Source organism: Streptomyces clavifer, assembly GCF_036345975.1.
Classification (GTDB): Bacteria; Actinomycetota; Actinomycetes; order Streptomycetales; family Streptomycetaceae; genus Streptomyces; species Streptomyces clavifer.
Genome location: NZ_CP107793.1, coordinates 5,839,291 through 5,855,073 on the forward strand (window position 1 = coordinate 5,839,291; position 15,783 = coordinate 5,855,073).

The 15,783-nt window shown below is 72.3% G+C and carries 11 protein-coding genes; 5 read left to right on the forward strand and 6 right to left on the reverse strand.

Going from position 1 to position 15,783, the window contains the following annotated elements:
• Positions 1–71 precede the first annotated feature (71 nt).
• Genes OG927_RS25475 through OG927_RS25485 form a run of 3 tightly spaced genes read left to right on the forward strand, consistent with a single transcriptional unit; the run spans position 72 to position 4,311 of the window.
• The gene (locus tag OG927_RS25475; RefSeq protein WP_124280922.1) at positions 72–1,334 is read left to right on the forward strand and encodes a glycosyltransferase; all 1,263 of its coding nucleotides are present in this window, start codon (positions 72–74) and stop codon (positions 1,332–1,334) included.
• Positions 1,331–3,073 carry a hypothetical protein gene (locus tag OG927_RS25480; RefSeq protein WP_056789487.1) on the forward strand — a complete coding sequence of 581 codons (1,743 nt, stop codon included), beginning with the start codon at positions 1,331–1,333 and terminating at the stop codon, positions 3,071–3,073. The genes OG927_RS25475 and OG927_RS25480 overlap by 4 nt, the downstream gene beginning before the upstream one ends.
• Positions 3,070–4,311, forward strand: a complete 1,242-nt coding sequence (locus OG927_RS25485; RefSeq protein ID WP_124280921.1) for an MATE family efflux transporter — start codon at positions 3,070–3,072, stop codon at positions 4,309–4,311. Before OG927_RS25480 ends, OG927_RS25485 begins: the two co-directional genes overlap by 4 nt.
• Here OG927_RS25485 and OG927_RS25490 read toward each other — a convergent pair.
• On the reverse strand, positions 4,283–5,797 hold the full coding sequence (locus OG927_RS25490) for a hypothetical protein (RefSeq protein WP_371612962.1): 1,515 nt from the start codon (positions 5,795–5,797) through the stop codon (positions 4,283–4,285). The genes OG927_RS25485 and OG927_RS25490 overlap by 29 nt on opposite strands.
• 112 nt (positions 5,798–5,909) lie before the next feature.
• Here OG927_RS25490 and OG927_RS25495 point away from each other — a divergent pair, with 112 nt between their 5' ends.
• Positions 5,910–7,067 carry a glycosyltransferase gene (locus OG927_RS25495; protein WP_330320832.1) on the forward strand — a complete coding sequence of 386 codons (1,158 nt, stop codon included), beginning with the start codon at positions 5,910–5,912 and terminating at the stop codon, positions 7,065–7,067.
• Between the two features lie 4 nt (positions 7,068–7,071).
• Here the strand turns inward: OG927_RS25495 and OG927_RS25500 are convergent, their stop codons facing one another.
• Genes OG927_RS25500 through gmd form a run of 5 tightly spaced genes read right to left on the reverse strand, consistent with a single transcriptional unit; the run spans position 7,072 to position 14,648 of the window.
• Positions 7,072–7,899: a glycosyltransferase family 2 protein gene (locus OG927_RS25500; protein ID WP_056789504.1), complete on the reverse strand. Its 828-nt coding sequence runs from the start codon at positions 7,897–7,899 to the stop codon at positions 7,072–7,074.
• Entirely contained in the window at positions 7,896–8,606 is a 711-nt protein-coding gene (locus OG927_RS25505) for a hypothetical protein (protein WP_330320833.1), read from the reverse strand. The genes OG927_RS25500 and OG927_RS25505 overlap by 4 nt, the downstream gene beginning before the upstream one ends.
• Positions 8,606–10,864: a LamG domain-containing protein gene (locus OG927_RS25510; RefSeq protein ID WP_209469545.1), complete on the reverse strand. Its 2,259-nt coding sequence runs from the start codon at positions 10,862–10,864 to the stop codon at positions 8,606–8,608. Before OG927_RS25510 ends, OG927_RS25505 begins: the two co-directional genes overlap by 1 nt.
• Positions 10,861–13,638, reverse strand: coding sequence for a DNRLRE domain-containing protein (locus OG927_RS25515; protein WP_330320834.1), 2,778 nt, complete (start codon positions 13,636–13,638; stop codon positions 10,861–10,863). Before OG927_RS25515 ends, OG927_RS25510 begins: the two co-directional genes overlap by 4 nt.
• The gene (gmd, locus tag OG927_RS25520; RefSeq protein WP_056789517.1) at positions 13,635–14,648 is read right to left on the reverse strand and encodes a GDP-mannose 4,6-dehydratase; all 1,014 of its coding nucleotides are present in this window, start codon (positions 14,646–14,648) and stop codon (positions 13,635–13,637) included. Before gmd ends, OG927_RS25515 begins: the two co-directional genes overlap by 4 nt.
• A 114-nt stretch (positions 14,649–14,762) precedes the next feature.
• Between gmd and OG927_RS25525 the strand changes: the two genes are divergently transcribed.
• Positions 14,763–15,746 (forward strand): GDP-L-fucose synthase family protein, encoded by a 984-nt coding sequence (locus tag OG927_RS25525; protein ID WP_056789520.1) that lies wholly within the window; start codon positions 14,763–14,765, stop codon positions 15,744–15,746.
• Positions 15,747–15,783: the final 37 nt, after the last annotated feature.

Genomic DNA, 15,783 nt, shown 5'->3' on the forward strand with positions numbered 1-15,783 from the left:
AAGAACACTTGTGCAACGCGTGAACGGATAAGCTCAAGGGGAGGCTGTTCCGGGGGGAAGGCGATCGTCCGATGTCCGCTGTTGAGCGTCACCGACTGTTCGAGAACCGCAGAGTTCTCGTCGTCTCCACCAACTACGCCCCCGAGCTGACGGGCATCGGCCCGTACGCCACCCAGCTCGCCGAGCACTGGGCGGCGTCGGGTGTCCGGACCCAGGTCCTGACCGGAATGCCGCACTACCCCGCCTGGCGCGTCGACGAGGAGTACCGGGGCGTGTGGCGCAGGCACGAGGTCCGGGAGGGTGTGAGCGTGCACCGGCGGCGCCACTACGTGCCGCCCCGGCAGAGCGCCCTGCGCAGGGCCGCCTTCGAGGCGTCGGTGCTCGCCCACGGGATGCTGGCCCCGCCACCGGGGCGCCCCGACGCGGTGGTCTCCCAGATGCCGAGCCTCGCCGGCGGCGTCATCGCCGCCCGCGTCGCCCGCCGCCACCGCGTCCCCCACATACCCGTCGTCCAGGACCTGATGGGGGCCGCCGCAGCGCAGAGCGGCATCCGCGGCGGGGACAGGGCGGCGGCGGTCGCCGCGGCGGCCGAGCGGTACGCCCTGCGGGGCGCCGCCCTCGTCGGCGTCATCCACGAGAGCTTCGTGCCGGGAGTCACCGCCCTGGGCGTGGACCCCGGGCGCATCCGGCTGGTCCCCAACTGGACTCATGTGCAACGCCCTTCGGGCGACCGGACCGCCACCCGGGCCCGGCTCGGGTGGCGCGAGGGCACGCCCGTGCTGCTCCACTCCGGGAACATGGGCCTCAAACAAGGGCTCGACGTGCTGGTCGGGCTGGCCCGGCTGGCACCGGACATCCGGGTGGTGCTGATGGGCGACGGCAACCAGCGCGCCGGGCTGCGCGAGCTCGCAGCGGGACTGCCCAACATCGACTTCCTGCCGCCCGCCGGCGCCGACGAGTTCACCGATGTGCTCGCCGCGGCCGATGTGCTCGCGGTGACCCAGCGGGCCTCCGTGCTCGACATGAGCGTGCCGTCCAAGCTCACCTCGTACTTCGTCTCGGGCCGCCCCGTCGTCGCCTCGGTGGCCGACGAGGGCGGCACCGCCGACGAGGTGCGCCGCTCCGGTGCCGGGGTCCTCGTCGCCCCCGAGGACCCGGCCGCGCTCCTCGCCGCCGTACGGAAGCTCGCCGACGACCCGGAGGCGGCGGACGCCCTGGGTGCGCAGGGGCCCCGGTACGTCGCACACCACCTGAGCCGGGAGGCGGGCCTCGCCCGGTTCGACGCCCTGCTCACCGAGGTCCTCGGGGACGCACAAGGGAGAGCAGGCCGATGACGCATCCGATCCGCACCGTGGAGGACCAGGACGAACCGGCCCTGCTGCGGGACCAGTTCCGCCAGCTCCTGCGCTACCGCGCGCTCCTCGCCGGGGGCGTCGTCGTCGGCCTGCTGGGCGGCGGCTTCCTGGCCCTGAGCGGCGAGGACACCTACACCGCCACCGGCGAGGTACAGGTCCGCTCCGCGACCGCCGACCCCTTCGCCACCGGTGCGTCGGCGGACAAGGGCATCAACATCGGGTCCGAGCGGCAGACCGCCGTCAGCGACACCGTGGGCACCCTGGCCGCCCGCTCCCTGACCGCGAAGGGCGACCGGGTCGGCGCGCGCAAGCTGCTCGCCGGCCTCCAGGTCACCAACCCGCCCAACACCCTGACCCTGCGCTTCTCCTACACCGCCGGCACCCCCGCCCTGGCGAAGGACCGGGCCGGGGCCCTCGCCAACGCCTACCTCCAGATCCGCAGGCAGCGCACCGAGGGCAGCATCGAGAACATGGCCGAGGGCTACCGCGCCCAGCTCAAACCCCTGGTGGAGCAGCGGGACCAGCTGGAGGAGCAGACGGGCGGGACCACCGCGGAGGACACGGACAGCGCCCGCGCCAACCTCGTCGTCGCCATCTCCGAACTCAACCGGAAGATCGTGGAGCTGAAGGCGCTCGACACCACCCCCGGCTATCTGAACAAGAAGCCCGTCGAGCCCACCGCGCCCACCGGCGCGGGCCTGCCGCTGCTGCTGGGACTCGGCGGAGTGGTGGGACTGGCCCTCGGGCTGCTGCTGTCCTGGGTGCGGCTCGTCTTCGACCCGGCCGTACGCTCCACCCGCGAGCTCGTCCGCTCACTCGGTGCCCCGCTGCTCGGCACGCTGCCCCGGGAGCGCGGATCCGCGCGGGAGTTCCTCGCCATCGGACGGAGCGGCAGCCGGCTCGCCGAGGAGTACCGTGCGGTCGCCTTCCGGCTCGCGTACGACCCGGCGTTCGCCCGCAGCCGCAGGCTGCTCGTCACCGCGCCGCGCGGCGACAACGCCGCCGCGGCCGCCGCGGCCGCCAATCTGGCCGCCGCCTTCGCCGAGATGGGCCGCGAGGTCCTGCTCGTCGAGGCCGACCTGCGGACACCTTCGCTGGCCTCCGAGCTGGGTACGGCGGCGAAGGACGCCCGGCCCCGCTGGGCCACCACCGAGGACGAGGACGGCAGCTGGCCGTCGGGCAGCCGCTCCACGGTCGACGTACCGGGTTCCGGCGCCTTCACCCTGATCGCCGGCCGCCCCGTCGACAACGTGCCCCGTGCGCTGACCTCGGCGCCCGTCGGCCGGATCGTCGCCGAGGGCGACCGGCCGGGAACCGTCGTCATCGTGCTGGCCCCGCCCGTCCTGTCGTACGCGGACGCCGTGGCCCTGGTCGACCGGGTGGAGGGGGTCGTGATCGTCTGCGACCCGCGCGAGGTGCACCGCAGCGACCTGGAACGCATCCGCGAGATCATCGGCGCGTCCGGCGGTTCGGTCCTCGGAGCCCTCCTGCAGCCGGGCCGCAGCCGGCTCGCGTTCAAGGAGGGTCGCCGGGCGCACCGGAAGTCCGGGGGCAGGCGGCGCGGCGGCCCGGGACCGGGGGCGCCCGCCGCCACCGACGGCTCCGGATCCGATGCCGCCTCCCCGGCCGACGGCACGGACGGTCCGGAGACCACCGGCGACCCCACCGAGACACTCGGACTGCGCTTCCCGTTCGGCACCCCCGCCGGGCGCCGGTGAGGGCACGTACCGCGATCGTCTGCTCGGTCGCCGACCAGGGCGTCGCCGCGCTGACCAACATCCTTGTGCTGGTGGCGGCGGCCCGGCTCTCCACCGTGTCCGACTTCGCGCGCTTCTCGGCCGTCTACCTCGTCTTCACCGTGCTGCTCGGCATCTCCGGCGCGTACACCGGGCAGCCGCTGGTACTGCGGCGCGGCGGGGACGCGGAGACCGCTGGGGCGTGCAGGTCGGCCGTCCTGTTCACCCTGCTGGCCGCCACGGCCGCGGGCCTCCCGCTCGCCGCCGTGTGCCTGCTCCTGCCGGGTGACACGGCCCGTGCCCTGATGATGCTGGGCCTCGTGCTGCCCGTGGTCCTCGGCCAGGACGCCATGCGCTACGCCTTCTCCACACTCCGGCTGCCGCACGCCGCGCTCGCGGGCGACACCCTGCGGCTGGCCTGCGTCGTGGGCGCGCTCGCCGTGCAGCCCCACGGGACGGAGGCGGCCCGGCTCGTCCTCGTCTGGGGGCTGTCCGCGCTGCCCGCCCTGCTCCTGTCCGGCTTCCTGCTGCACCGCCCGGCGGCCGGAACACCGCTGCGCATGCGGGCCCTGCTGCGGCGCGGGCACCTCGGCCGCCGCTTCGTGGTGGAGTTCGGCGTGGGCAACGCCACCAGCCAGCTGTCCGTGCTGGGGCTGGGCGCCGTCGGCAACCCCCTGGTGGTCGGCGCCCTGCGGGGGGCGACCACGCTCTTCGGACCCCTCAACGTGCTCTACACCTCCGCCACCGGCTTCGGCCCCCCGCTCCTCGGCCGGCTCGACGGCGAACGCCGCCAGGTGCGCGCCACCGCCGTCCTCGCCGCCGTGCTGGCCGCGACCGCCGCGGCCTGGGCCACCGTGCTTGCGCTGCTGCCCGACGCGGCGGGCCGGCAGCTGCTCGGCGACACCTGGCCGACGGCGGCGGCGCTGCTGCCCGCGACCGGCAGCCAGTACGCGGCGATGGCCGTCGGCACCTGCGGGCTGCTGGCCCTGCGGATGCTGGACCCCCGCACGACCCTGTCCGTCCAGGTGGTCTTCTCGCTCCTCGCCGTCGTCCTCCTGGCCGGCGGTTACGCGCTCGCCGGTGTGCCGGGGGCCGCCTGGGGCCTGTGCCTCGGCTCCGTCTGCAAGGCCGTCGCCACCTGGACCCGGGTGGCCCGGCTGCGCCGCCGGAAGGACGCGCGGCCGGACCCGGTCACCGCGGACGCGGCCGGTTCCGTCTGAAGCTCGTCACCAGCAGCAGGCACAGCGCGGCGATGGCCAGCTTTCCCGCGGACTGCAGCAGCGGGCCGCGCAGCAGGATGAAGGTGTAGCCGGCGATCAGCGGCGCGGCGACGGCCAGCACACTGCCCGGCCCGTCCCGGAGCACCGCGAGCGCGTACCGCCGGTCGGTGCGGGCCGCCCCGTAGCCGATCAGCGCGAGGCCGCCGACCATGCCCGCCGGGCCGAAGTCCACCCAGAACTCGGTCCACAGCGGAGCCGAGAGGTTGGTCATGTTCATACCCATCCACTGGCCCACCCGGACGCCGGTGTCCTCCGGCTTCCCGCTCCACACCGCTCGCGGCACGAAGAACAGTCCGGTGCCGGCGAGTTGCCGGCCGTAGGTGTGGCCCCTGGTGTCGACCCAGGAGATGGTGTTCGCGAACATCACCGTCTGGTCGTAGTCCTTGGTGGCCAGCGGCTCGAAGGCGGACGCGGACTGCACCGGCCGGTACCCCTCGTCGTCGTACCGGAAGCGGTCCGCGTACGGGAACAGCACCAGTGCCCCCACCACGCCCATGGCCAGCACCGAGCGGTACATCGCCGAGCTGCTCGGGAACGCGGTGAACAGGAGCGAGACGAGGACCGTCAGGAACCAGTAACGGGCGTTGGAGATCGGGTTGTTGACGACCAGATTGAGGGCCATGAGCGCCGTCCAGACCAGGACGGCCGAGGGGGAGCGCCGCGCCCGGTGCGAGGTCACCAGGCGCCGGGTGTAGAAGAGCAGGGCCAGCAGCGCGGGCACCGTGCCGAAGCCCTTCAGAAAGGCCGATCCCACGTTCGACTCGGTGGCCGCCACCCCGCTGACCGCGACCGACGCGCTGATCTCCTGCCGGCTCGAGAAGAAGATGGCGGGCCCGCCCAGCTTCACCACGTAGTACCCGCTCGCCGCGAACGCCAGCAGCACCAGCAGCCGCAGCCTGATCCGGTGCGCGGTCGCGGGGCCCTTCCCGTCCGCGGTGCCCGGCCGGCGGGTCAGCGGTCGGCGGGACGCCAGCAGCGCCCCGAGGTCGAACGCGGCGCAGCCCACCAGGATCAGCGAGACCGCGGTCACCAGGTCCGACCGGGGCCCGACCACCGGGGTCGGCGTCTGCCCGATGACGGCCTGCGCGAACGGCGCGACCCCCATCGCGATGTACACGAACATCCAGAACACGCCCTGCAGCAGCCGCCGCCGCGTGGACAGGATCATCGTGGCGAGCCGGGCCCCCGCATAACAGGTCAGGACCAGCTGCAGCCAGTACGCGTTGTCGCGGACGCCCGAACCGGGCTGGGCGGCGATCACCGCGGGCAGGAAGCAGACCAGGCCCAGGATGAGCGGCACCGACAGCGCCCGGGACAGCATCGTCCACGCCATGGGTTTCGCCGGGGGCAGCAGCACCGGTGGGCGGGGGCCGGCCCCCGGGTCCGGTACGGACGCAGCCGCGGGTGCCTCGTGCACGGACGTCATGGCCCCCCGATCGCCCGACCTCATGGTCGATGAACACTCTAACGAATCAACCCACTTGGGGTGATGTGATGACTAGTCTGTGAACGGTCGGCCTAGGTTGAGGGGAACCCTGGTGAAGGTCCTGCACATCGTCACACTGCACACTCCGGACCACGCGTTCGGAGGTCCGACGAGGGTCGCGCTCAACCTGTCGAAGGTGCAGCGCGCCCACGGCGACGACGCCCGCATCATGGCGCTCGGTGACGGCTTCGGCGGCGTACTGCCCCGCGAGGTCGAAGGAGTGCCCGTGCACCTCTTCCAGGCCCGCCACCTGCTCCCGGTGTTCGAGGTCAGCGGCATCACCTCGGGCGCCCTGCTGCGCACCGCGCGCCGCATGATGCGGGGTGCCGACCTCGTCCACGTCCACCTGATGCGCGACCTGGTGACCCTGCCCGCCGCGCTGATGGCCCTGGCCACCCGTACGCCCCTGGTCGTCCAGACGCACGGCATGGTCGACCCGACCGAGAAGCGGGTCGCCCAGCTGACCGACCTGCTGGGCGTCCGCACCGTGCTGCGCCGCGCCGACGCCGTCCTGCACCTGACGGAGACGGAACGCGTGGACGTGAACGCCGTCGCCGCACCGGTCGCCCTCACCAACACCGTACGGCTGGTCAACGGTGTCCGTCCGCAGGAACGCAAGCCCGCCCGTGAGCCGGGCCGGCCGCCGACGGTCCTCTTCCTCGCCCGGATCCAGGAGCGCAAGCGCCCGGAGGACTTCGTCGGCGCGATGCCGGCCGTCCTGGCGAAGTACCCCGACGCGCGGTTCGTGCTGGCGGGCCCGGACACCGGTGCCCTGCCCGGTACCCTCGCGCTGGCCCGCCGTCTCGGTGTGCTGGACTCGCTGGACCACGTGGGGCCCCTCGGTCACGAGGAGGTGCTGGCCGCCGGGCGGCGGGCCGACGTGTACGTCCTCCCGTCGATCGAGGAGCCGCTCGGTGTCTCGGTCCTGGAGGCGATGTCCGTCGGCACCCCCGCCGTCATCACCCGCACCTGCGGTCTCGGCCCCGACGTGGCCGCGGCCGGTGCGGGCCGGGTGATCGACAGCCGGGTCGGGGAGGACGCCGCCAACGCGGAGAAGGTCGCCCGGGCCGTGCTGGAACTCCTGGAACCGGAGGCCGGCGAGCAGGCGGGCAGGGCCGCGTGGGACCTGGTCAACAAGCACTTCACCATCGAGGCCGTCACCCGCACCCTCCGGCAGACCTACGAGGACGTGGTCCGCCGGAGGGGGTGACGGTTCAGCCGGTCCTGCCCTCGCGGGACTTGAGGGCGATCTGCCAGCGGTAGAAGCTCATCGCCAGCGCGAAGTCCAGGCCGGCCCGGCCGTCCAGGAAGCCCCGCCGGTAGACGTACATGTAGGCGAACGACACCAGCGGCTTGAACGGCGCCTTGTGGAAGAGCTGCCCCTGACGGGACTTCACCTTCCGCACCTGCTCCTTGACCTCGGGGTGGTGCTCCAGCCACGCCTCCCAGTCCGAATAGCGGTTGTGCCGCTCGAACCAGGCGGTGACGGGGTCCAGGTCCTGGTGCTCGATGGGGTTCTTCAGGGAGCCGGCCGTGGCCGCCACCGGCTGGTAGTGCCCCTCCACCTCACCGATCCCGGGCGCGGCGAGGTCGCCGACCTCCGGGTAGTGGCAGCGGGTGCGGTCGGTCAGCGACCGCTTGCGGATCGTGTAACCGTGCCGCAGCCGCTTGCCCGAGAACCAGTAGCCCAGCGGGATGTCGTACGCGGCCGGCCGGGCGCCGGCCGGGTCTGCGAAGACCTGGCGGAGCTCGGCCAGCAGCCCCGGGCCGAGCCGCTCGTCGCCGTCCAGCAGCAGGATCCAGTCCAGGTCCGTGCGGACGTTCTCCAGGCACCACTGCTTCTTGCGCGGATGGCCCCCGTCCCAGGTGTACGTGACCACCTCGGCCCCGCACTCCTCGGCGATCTTCACCGTGTCGTCCGTGCTGTGGGAGTCCACCACGACGACCGCCTCGAAGTGGCCGAGCACCGACTTCACCGCCTCGGCGATGTTCAGGCCCTCGTTCTTCGTGGGGATCGCCACGGCGATGGGGAGCTTGCTCAACTTGTCTCTCCTTCGGGCAGCCAGGCGTAGCAGCCTGTGGAGGTGAACGTGCGGGCGGCCTCCGGGACCGTGAGCTCCACCCGCTCGCCGGTGGCGGAGGATCCCGACCCCAGCGCCTTACCCTTCGCTCCCGTCACCTGCCAGCTGCAGTCCTTGGTGGGGGAGGGCGCGTGGTAGCGGCCCGGCCGGAGCCTCGCACCGGTGTGCGTACCGTCGGCGTAGCCCAGCGCTGCCTCGTCCACCAGGTCCTGGTACCGGGGGCAGAGGTGGGTCACGGCCGGTTTCGCGTCGGCGACCTCTCCGGTGAGGACCGCCCCCACGGCGATGTCCCGGTCGGCCCTGACCAGATAGCGGAGCCGGTCGCACGTCTCCTGGCCGGTCTGGAGCACGGCGGCCGGGTCCATCCCCTTCGGGACGCGGTCGGTCAGGTACTCCTTCTGCTTCTCGGTGAAGGAGCCCGTGGCCGGGGTGATCCCCGAGGCGGGCTCCTTCGGCGGGGCGCTCGTCGTCCCGGTGTCCGGGCCGGACGGGCCGGAGGAGCCGGACGGCTCGGCCGCCGGCCCGGCGACGGCGGGCGCGGAGACGGCCGCGGCGGACGGTGTGCCGTCCGCGGCGGCCTCCTTGCCCCCGTCGGCGGACGAGCCGCAGGCGGCCAGCGCCGCCGTCGCGAGTGCGACGACGGCGCAGGCCAGGAACGGATGCCTCATCAGCCCGTCCTCAGGGCGTAGTGCGCGCTGATCTGGGAAGAGGTCAGCGCGGTCGGGTAGACGGCGGTCTCGTCGATCTGCCCCGCGAAGAAGTTGCTGGTCGGACGGTTGGCCCAGTTGGTCAGGTTGTCCCCGCCGACCCGCCAGTAGCCGGGGTAGTTCTCGTTGGCGGTGTAGAGGAAGTTGGAGGCGCGCAGCTGTCCGTCGACGTACAGCGCGATACCGCCGGTGCCCTGGGTGGCGACGACGTGGTGCCAGTTGCCGTCGTTGTAGGCGCCCGACGTGGTGATGGTGCGACGGCCGCCGCTGTAGACCCCGAAGACCAGTCGGCCGTCGTTGGCCATGTACACGTGCTTGTCGAAGCGGGTGCTGTTCTGCATGGTCAGGTTCCCGAACCCGATGATCTTGCCGCCCCGGTTGGTGGTGGTCTTGATCCAGGTCTCCACGGAGAACCGGGTGGGCTGCGGGTGCTGCCGGTTGCTGTAGGCGTACTCGGCGGCTCCGTCGAAGCCGATCGCGGTCGAGTCCCCCGCGACGGCGGCCGGGGTCTGCTGGTAGGCGGGCGCGTTGCGCAGGAAACCGTTGTTCAGCCCGCCCGTGGTGTCGGACGCGAAGGTCGAGGTGCCCTCGTCGTAGCGCCAGTAGAGCGAGGCGCCGTCGGACAGCACCCTGGCCGGGTAGCGCTCCGTGGCCCCCGCGACGGTCGCCGACTGGGCGGCCGACTTGGCACTGGTGTTGGTCCCGTCGCTCACGCTGATGCGGTACGAGTGGGTCTCGCCCACCGCCACATCGGTGTCGGTCCACTTCAGCTGGGGCCGGTCCCAGAAGAGGGAGTACCCGGTGGTGGTGTGGACGGGGGTGCTCGCCCCGTCCTTGTAGATCCGGTAGGTCAGCTCCCCGTCGTCCGTGTCGAAGCTGGTCTGCCAGTTGACGTCGATCCGCCCCGGGGCGACCGTGGAGAGGCTGACGTTGGGCACCCACGGGGCCCCCGTGTCCGGGCCGTCGGCGAACCGGGTCAGGCCCTGTTGCCCGGAGCCGTTGACGGTGGTGAACTCGCCGCCGACCCAGAGGTAGTGCCGGCCTCCCTTGTCGGTCTGGGCCATCACCCGGGGGCCGACGGGTTCGCCGATGCCGTCGTTCGTGTCCGGGAACCAGGGCAGCAGCGTCGGGTCGTCGACGGACTGGGCCAGCAGGTGCTTGCGCGGCTGGTCCGGGAACCCGCCCATGCTGGAGCAGTCATGGGCGTGGCTCCCGCTGTACAGCACGCCCGAGTGGACCAGGACGGCCTGGGTGGCTCCCAGGCAGGTGTCCCGCCAGCGCTGCTGGTAGTCGTCGAGGTCGATGGCGATGCGGCCGTCGAAGACCCCGCCGCCGGTGCCCTCGTTGGCGGTGTACAGGCCGGTCGCGTCGGTCGTGAGGTCCTGCACGGTGGAGGTGTTGGGGATGAAGCCGGGGTAGCTCCTGGTCAGCGCCCCCGTGGTGGCGTCGACCACGGCCAGCGCGTGCGAGGTGGTGCCGTTGACGGTGAAGAAGTCGCCGCCGAGCGCCACGTGCTGCCCGTCGGGCGTCACCTGCACCGCCCGGGCGACCTCGTCGGCGTTGGCCGTCCAGGGGAGCAGACCGGCGCCCGCCGCGGTGACGGCGGCGAACTTGTTCCTGGTCTGACCGCCCACACTGTTGAAGTCACCGCCCAGGTAGACGGTGTCCGCGGTGGCGTCCAGGGCCCGTACCGTGGCCGAGACGGAGATCTTGAAGTCCTGGCGGGGGGTGCAGGTCGCCGTGTCGATGGCCGCGACATTGCTGACGCCCTCCCCGTTCACCGCCCCGAACTGTCCGCCCGCGTACAGCGTCCCTCCGTCGGGCGACAGCACCAGGGCCCGGACGGTGGCCGTCCCCGAGGCCATGGTGAACGACAGGCTGCATCCCGTCGGGGCGCCGGTCGCCGCGTCGAACGCGGCGAAGTTCACGGCAGGCTGCTCGGACGTGCCGGCCGCCGCCTCCGGCGGCCGGACGGTGGAGAAGGTGCCGCCTGCGTACACGACGCCGTTGTCCGCGGCGGCCAACGACCAGACGATGCCGTTGGTCTGCCAGGTGGTGAGGTCGTCCGCGGTGATCGACACCGGAGAGGTCAGCGCAGCCGCCGGGGAGGCCCCGGCGGCGGTCGCGGTCAGGGCTCCGGCGAACAGGCAGAGCGCGGCGGAGGCGGCCCGCACACGGCCGCGTCCCCCGAGTCTCCGCCCCGTACTTCCGTTCATCATTCAGCTCCGAAGGTGAGAACGAGCTGCGGCCGGTAGGCCGCGGTTGCCTCGCTCGACCAGATGCGGAGACTGTCCGTCCCGCTGCTGGTCAGGGCGAGTGGGAAGAGGGAGCCCAGGGCCCCCTCCAGAGCGGACGCGTCCAGGTCCACCGAGTGGTCGGTGGAGGCCCGGGACGCGCCGGTGATGGTCCCCAGCGCGGACGCGGCAAGCGTCGGCCGGGTGTTGTAGGTGACCGCCGATTCGGTCCACGCGCCGGTGACCGGCACGATGCTGTGGCTCTCGGCCGAGCCCGCCGTCGGGTCCGACGACGTCCGGAAGGCGAACCGGGCGCCCTTGAGCACCTGGCCCGCGGGTGCCTCGGGCAGGGCGAAGCGCAGGTAGCTCTGATACGCCGTGGTGCCGCGCGAGGCGAGCTGACCGTCGTTGTAGTTGGTGTTCGGCGCGACGCCGTTGACGTACGCGTCCTCGGACGGGGTGAGGGTCACGGTGCTGTCGCCGGGGCCCGCCGGGGTGTCCGCCAGGCCGTGGTGCGCGGCCACCTGCGCGGCGGTCAGCGCCGAGGGGTAGACGGCCGTCTCGTCGACCTGCCCGGCGAAGTAGGTGCTGGCGGGCAGATTGGGCCAGGCATTGCTCATCGCGTCACCGCCGACCCGCCAGTACCCGTTGTACGAGCGGTTGCCGGTGGCCGGATTCGTGCCGGCGGCGGCCCCGTCCACGTACAGCACCATGCCGGACGGTCCCTGGGTGGCGACGACGTGGTGCCAGTCGCCGTCGTTGTAGGTGTCCGTCGTGGTGACGGTGGGACGGGCGCTGCTGCTGCCGGTCTGGACGCCGAACGTGAGCCGGCCGTTCGACGTCAGGTAGACCAGCTTGTCGGAGACGGAGCTCGTGTGGCCGCGCGCGGTGCCGATGTTGTTGCCGAATCCGACGATCCGTCCGCCGGCCGTCGACGTCGTGCGGAACCACGTCTCGACCGAGTAGGGCGTGGGCGAGGTGTAGTGGTGCAGCCGGTCGCTGTACACGTACTCGTCGGTGCCGTTGAGGGAGAGCGCCGCCGAGCCGGCCACGGCGGACGGGGTGGCGCGGTACGAGGGCGCGTTGGCGTACACCCCGCCGTTCCCGCTGTCCGAGGCGTCCGCGGCGAAGGCGCCGCCCGACTCGTCGTAGCGCCAGTACAGGTCCGCCCCGTCGGCGAGCACCTTCTCCTGGTACGGGGAGGCCGAGGAAGCGGCGGTCACGGACGCGGTCGCGGAGAGCCCGCTGGTGTTCGTGCCGTCGCTCGCCGTGATCCGGTACGTGTACGTCCGGCCCGCCACCACGTTCCTGTCGGTGAAGGTGAGCTGCGGCCTGCTGAAGAACAGCGAGGAGCCGGTCGTGGTGTGGACGGGGGCCGAGCCGCCGTCGCGGTAGACCCGGTAGGTCAGCAGGCTGTCGTCCAGGTCCAGGCTGCTGCGCCAGCCGACCCGCACCTCACCGGCCCTCGGCGCGGACGCGCTCACCACCGGTGCGGCGGGCGCACCCGTGTCCGGGGTGTCGGCGAACCGGGTCAGCGCCTGCTGGGCGACACCGTTCACCGTGGTGAACTCGCCGCCCACCCACAGGAAGTCACGGCCGCTGCGCGAGGACACGGTCAGGGCCCGCGGCCCGACCGGCTCGCCGATGCCGTCGTTGGTGTCCGGGAGCCAGCCCAGCAGCGCCGGATCGTCGACGGACTGGGCGGTCAGGTGCTTGCGCACCTGGTTGGGGAAGCCGCCCATGGAGGAGCAGTCGTGGACGTGGCTGCCCGCGTACAGGACACCGCGGTGGACCCGCAGGGCCTGGGTGGCGCCCTGGCAGGTGTCCCGCCAGCGCTGGTCGAAGTCGTCCAGCCCCATGGCGAGCCGGCCGTCGAAGGACGCGCCCCCGGCGCCCTCGCCCGCGACGTACCAGCCGTCCGAGGCGGTGTCCGTGACGATGTCCTTGACCACCGCGGACGACGGGATGAAGTTGCCGGTGTAGGCGCGGGTCAGCGCGCCCGTGGACGCGCTGGTGACCGCGAGCGCGTGCGAGGCGGAGCCGCCGACGGTGAAGAAGTCACCGCCGATCAGCACGTTCGCCCCGTCCGGGGTCACCTTCAGCGTGCGTCCGGGATCGTCCGCGTCCGGGTTCCAGCCGGTCAGGGCGCCGGTGGGGGTGACCGCACCGAAGAAATTCCGGTTCTGGCCGTTGACCGACCGGAAGTCGCCGCCCGCGTAGACCGTGCCGTTCCCGGCGACGTCCAGGGCGCGCACGGTCGCGCCGAAGTCCGGCGAGAAGCCGGGACGCAGCCGGCAGGTGGCGGTGTCCATCGCGACGAGGCCGTTGGCGGCCGTTCCGTTGACGGCGTTGAAGTAACCGCCCGCGTACAGCGTGGACCGGTCGGGGGACACGGCGAGCGCGCGCACGGTGGCCGTGCCGCTGCTCCGGGTGAAGGAGAGCGAACAGCCGGTGGGCGCCCCGGTGGCCGCGTCGAACGCGGCGAAGTTCACCGCGGGCGTCGTGTTGCTTCCCGCGGGGGAGCCGGCCGGCCGGACGGTCGAGAAGGTTCCGCCCGCGTAGACCACACCGTTCGCCTCGGCGAGCGACCAGACGATGCCGTTGGTCTGGTAGGTGGAGAGGTGGTCGGCGGTGAAGCCGACCGGAGGGGTGAGTGCGGCGGCCGGGGGAGCGGCGACGGCGCTCAGCGCGCCCGCCGCGAGGCCGAGGACCGCGGCGAACACGCCACCCGTACGTCTGAGACGTCCGGGTCCCCTCATCGGTCCGTCCGTACGACAGCTCCGGTGAGCTGGTCGGCCAGCAGCCGGACGTCCGCGTCGACCATGATCCGGGCCAGCTCCCGCGACTTCACGTCGGGCTTCCAGCCGAGCAGCTCCTCCGCCTTGGAGGCGTCACCGATCAGTGCGTCGACCTCGCTGGGACGCTCGTACTTCGGGTCGTAGCGGACGTGCTCCGTCCAGTCCAGGCCCGCGTGCTCGAAGGCGTACTCGAGGAACTGCCGGACGCTGACCCCCTCGCCGGTGGCCACCACGTAGTCGTCGGGGGTGTCGCACTGGAGCATCCGCCACATCGCCTCCACGTACTCGGGGGCGTACCCCCAGTCCCGTACGGCGTCCAGGTTCCCCAGGTGCAGGCGGTCCTGGAGTCCCGCCTTGATCCGGGCCACGCCGCGGGTGATCTTGCGGGTCACGAACGTCTCCCCGCGCCGCGGCGACTCGTGGTTGAACAGGATCCCGTTGACGGCGAACATGCCGTACGCCTCACGGTAGTTGACCGTCGCCCAGTACGAGTAGACCTTGGCCACGCTGTACGGGCTGCGCGGATGGAACGGCGTTCTCTCGTTCTGCGGAGGCGGGTTGGCACCGAACATCTCGGAGGACGAGGCCTGGTAGACCCGGGTCTCGATGCCGCTGGCGCGGACCGCCTCCAGAAGCCTGATGGTGCCGAGACCGGTGACGTCGCCGGTGTAGAGGGGTGCGTCGAAGGAGACCCGGACGTGCGACTGCGCACCCAGGTTGTAGACCTCGTCGGGGCGTGTGTCACGCAGCAGGTTCACGAGCGCCACGCCGTCGGAGAGGTCGGCGTGGTGGAGCACGAAGGAACGATTCGCTTCCTCCGGCCCCTGGTAGATGTGGTCGATGCGCTCCGTGTTGAAGCTCGACGAGCGGCGTATCAGTCCGTGGACCGTGTACCCCTTCTCGAGCAGCAGCTCCGCCAGGTACGAACCGTCCTGACCCGTCACGCCCGTGATGAACGCGGTTTTTGCCATGACTCCCCCCTTCTGTGTTCGCCCGATGGGCGGTTGGTTCACCGAAATATCTTGATCTGAGCGCATTGCGGCAAAAGGTCACCTACGTGCGGTACTGCTGGCACAATCCGAGCCATGACGACTGATCTCCCCGGCACTTCCCAGGAATCCGTCCGCCCCCTCCTGCGTCCCGGTGCCCGCATATTCGTCGCGGGCCACCGCGGTCTCGTCGGCTCGGCGCTGGTGCGCCGCTTCACCGCCGACGGGCACGAGGTGATCACCCGCGGCCGCCAGGACCTCGATCTGTGCGACGCGGCGGCGACCGGGGCGTTCCTGCGGGACGCCCGCCCGGACGCCGTGGTCGTGGCCGCCGCCAAGGTGGGCGGGATCATGGCCAACAGCACCTACCCGGTGCAGTTCCTGGAGGAGAACCTGCGCATCCAGCTCAGCCTGATCTCGGGTGCGCACGCCGCCGGGACCGAGCGGCTGCTCTTCCTCGGCTCGTCCTGCATCTATCCCAAGCACGCCCCGCAGCCGATCCGCGAGGACTCGCTGCTCACCGGCCCCCTGGAACCCACGAACGAGGCCTACGCGCTGGCCAAGATCGCCGGGATCGTGCAGATCCAGTCGTACCGCCGGCAGTACGGTGCCTCGTACATCAGCGCCATGCCCACCAATCTCTACGGCCCCGGGGACAACTTCGACCTGGAGTCCTCGCACGTGCTGCCCGCCCTCATCCGCCGCTTCCACGAGGCGAAGCGGGACGGGGCGCCCGAGGTCACCCTGTGGGGGTCCGGGAGCCCGCGCCGCGAATTCCTGCACGTCGACGACCTCGCCACCGCGTGCGCACGCCTGCTGGAGGCCTACGACGGGGACGAGCCGGTCAATATCGGCTGCGGCGACGACCTCACCATCAGGGAACTCGCCGAGACCGTAAGCGAGGTGACGGAGTATCAGGGCCGCATCGCCTGGGACACCTCGAAGCCCGACGGCACCCCGCGCAAGCTCCTCGACGTGTCCCGCCTCTCCTCCCTCGGCTTCAAGCCGCAGATCCCCCTGCGGGACGGCATCGCCCGCACGTACGCCTGGTGGCTGGGCCGGTCGGCCCCGCGCGGCTGACCGGCCGGCCCGGTGGCCGCGGTCCCCCTGGACTCCC

Bases quoted from the DNA above. Each gene is read 5' to 3' on its own strand.
- OG927_RS25510 (WP_209469545.1), bottom strand. From the start codon at position 10,864: ATGATGAACGGAAGTACGGGGCGGAGACTCGGGGGACGCGGCCGTGTG.
- OG927_RS25515 (WP_330320834.1), bottom strand. From the start codon at position 13,638: ATGAGGGGACCCGGACGTCTCAGACGTACGGGTGGCGTGTTCGCCGCG.
- OG927_RS25475 (WP_124280922.1), top strand. From the start codon at position 72: ATGTCCGCTGTTGAGCGTCACCGACTGTTCGAGAACCGCAGAGTTCTC.
- gmd (WP_056789517.1), bottom strand. From the start codon at position 14,648: ATGGCAAAAACCGCGTTCATCACGGGCGTGACGGGTCAGGACGGTTCG.
- OG927_RS25480 (WP_056789487.1), top strand. From the start codon at position 1,331: ATGACGCATCCGATCCGCACCGTGGAGGACCAGGACGAACCGGCCCTG.
- OG927_RS25490 (WP_371612962.1), bottom strand. From the start codon at position 5,797: ATGACGTCCGTGCACGAGGCACCCGCGGCTGCGTCCGTACCGGACCCG.
- OG927_RS25525 (WP_056789520.1), top strand. From the start codon at position 14,763: ATGACGACTGATCTCCCCGGCACTTCCCAGGAATCCGTCCGCCCCCTC.
- OG927_RS25505 (WP_330320833.1), bottom strand. From the start codon at position 8,606: ATGAGGCATCCGTTCCTGGCCTGCGCCGTCGTCGCACTCGCGACGGCG.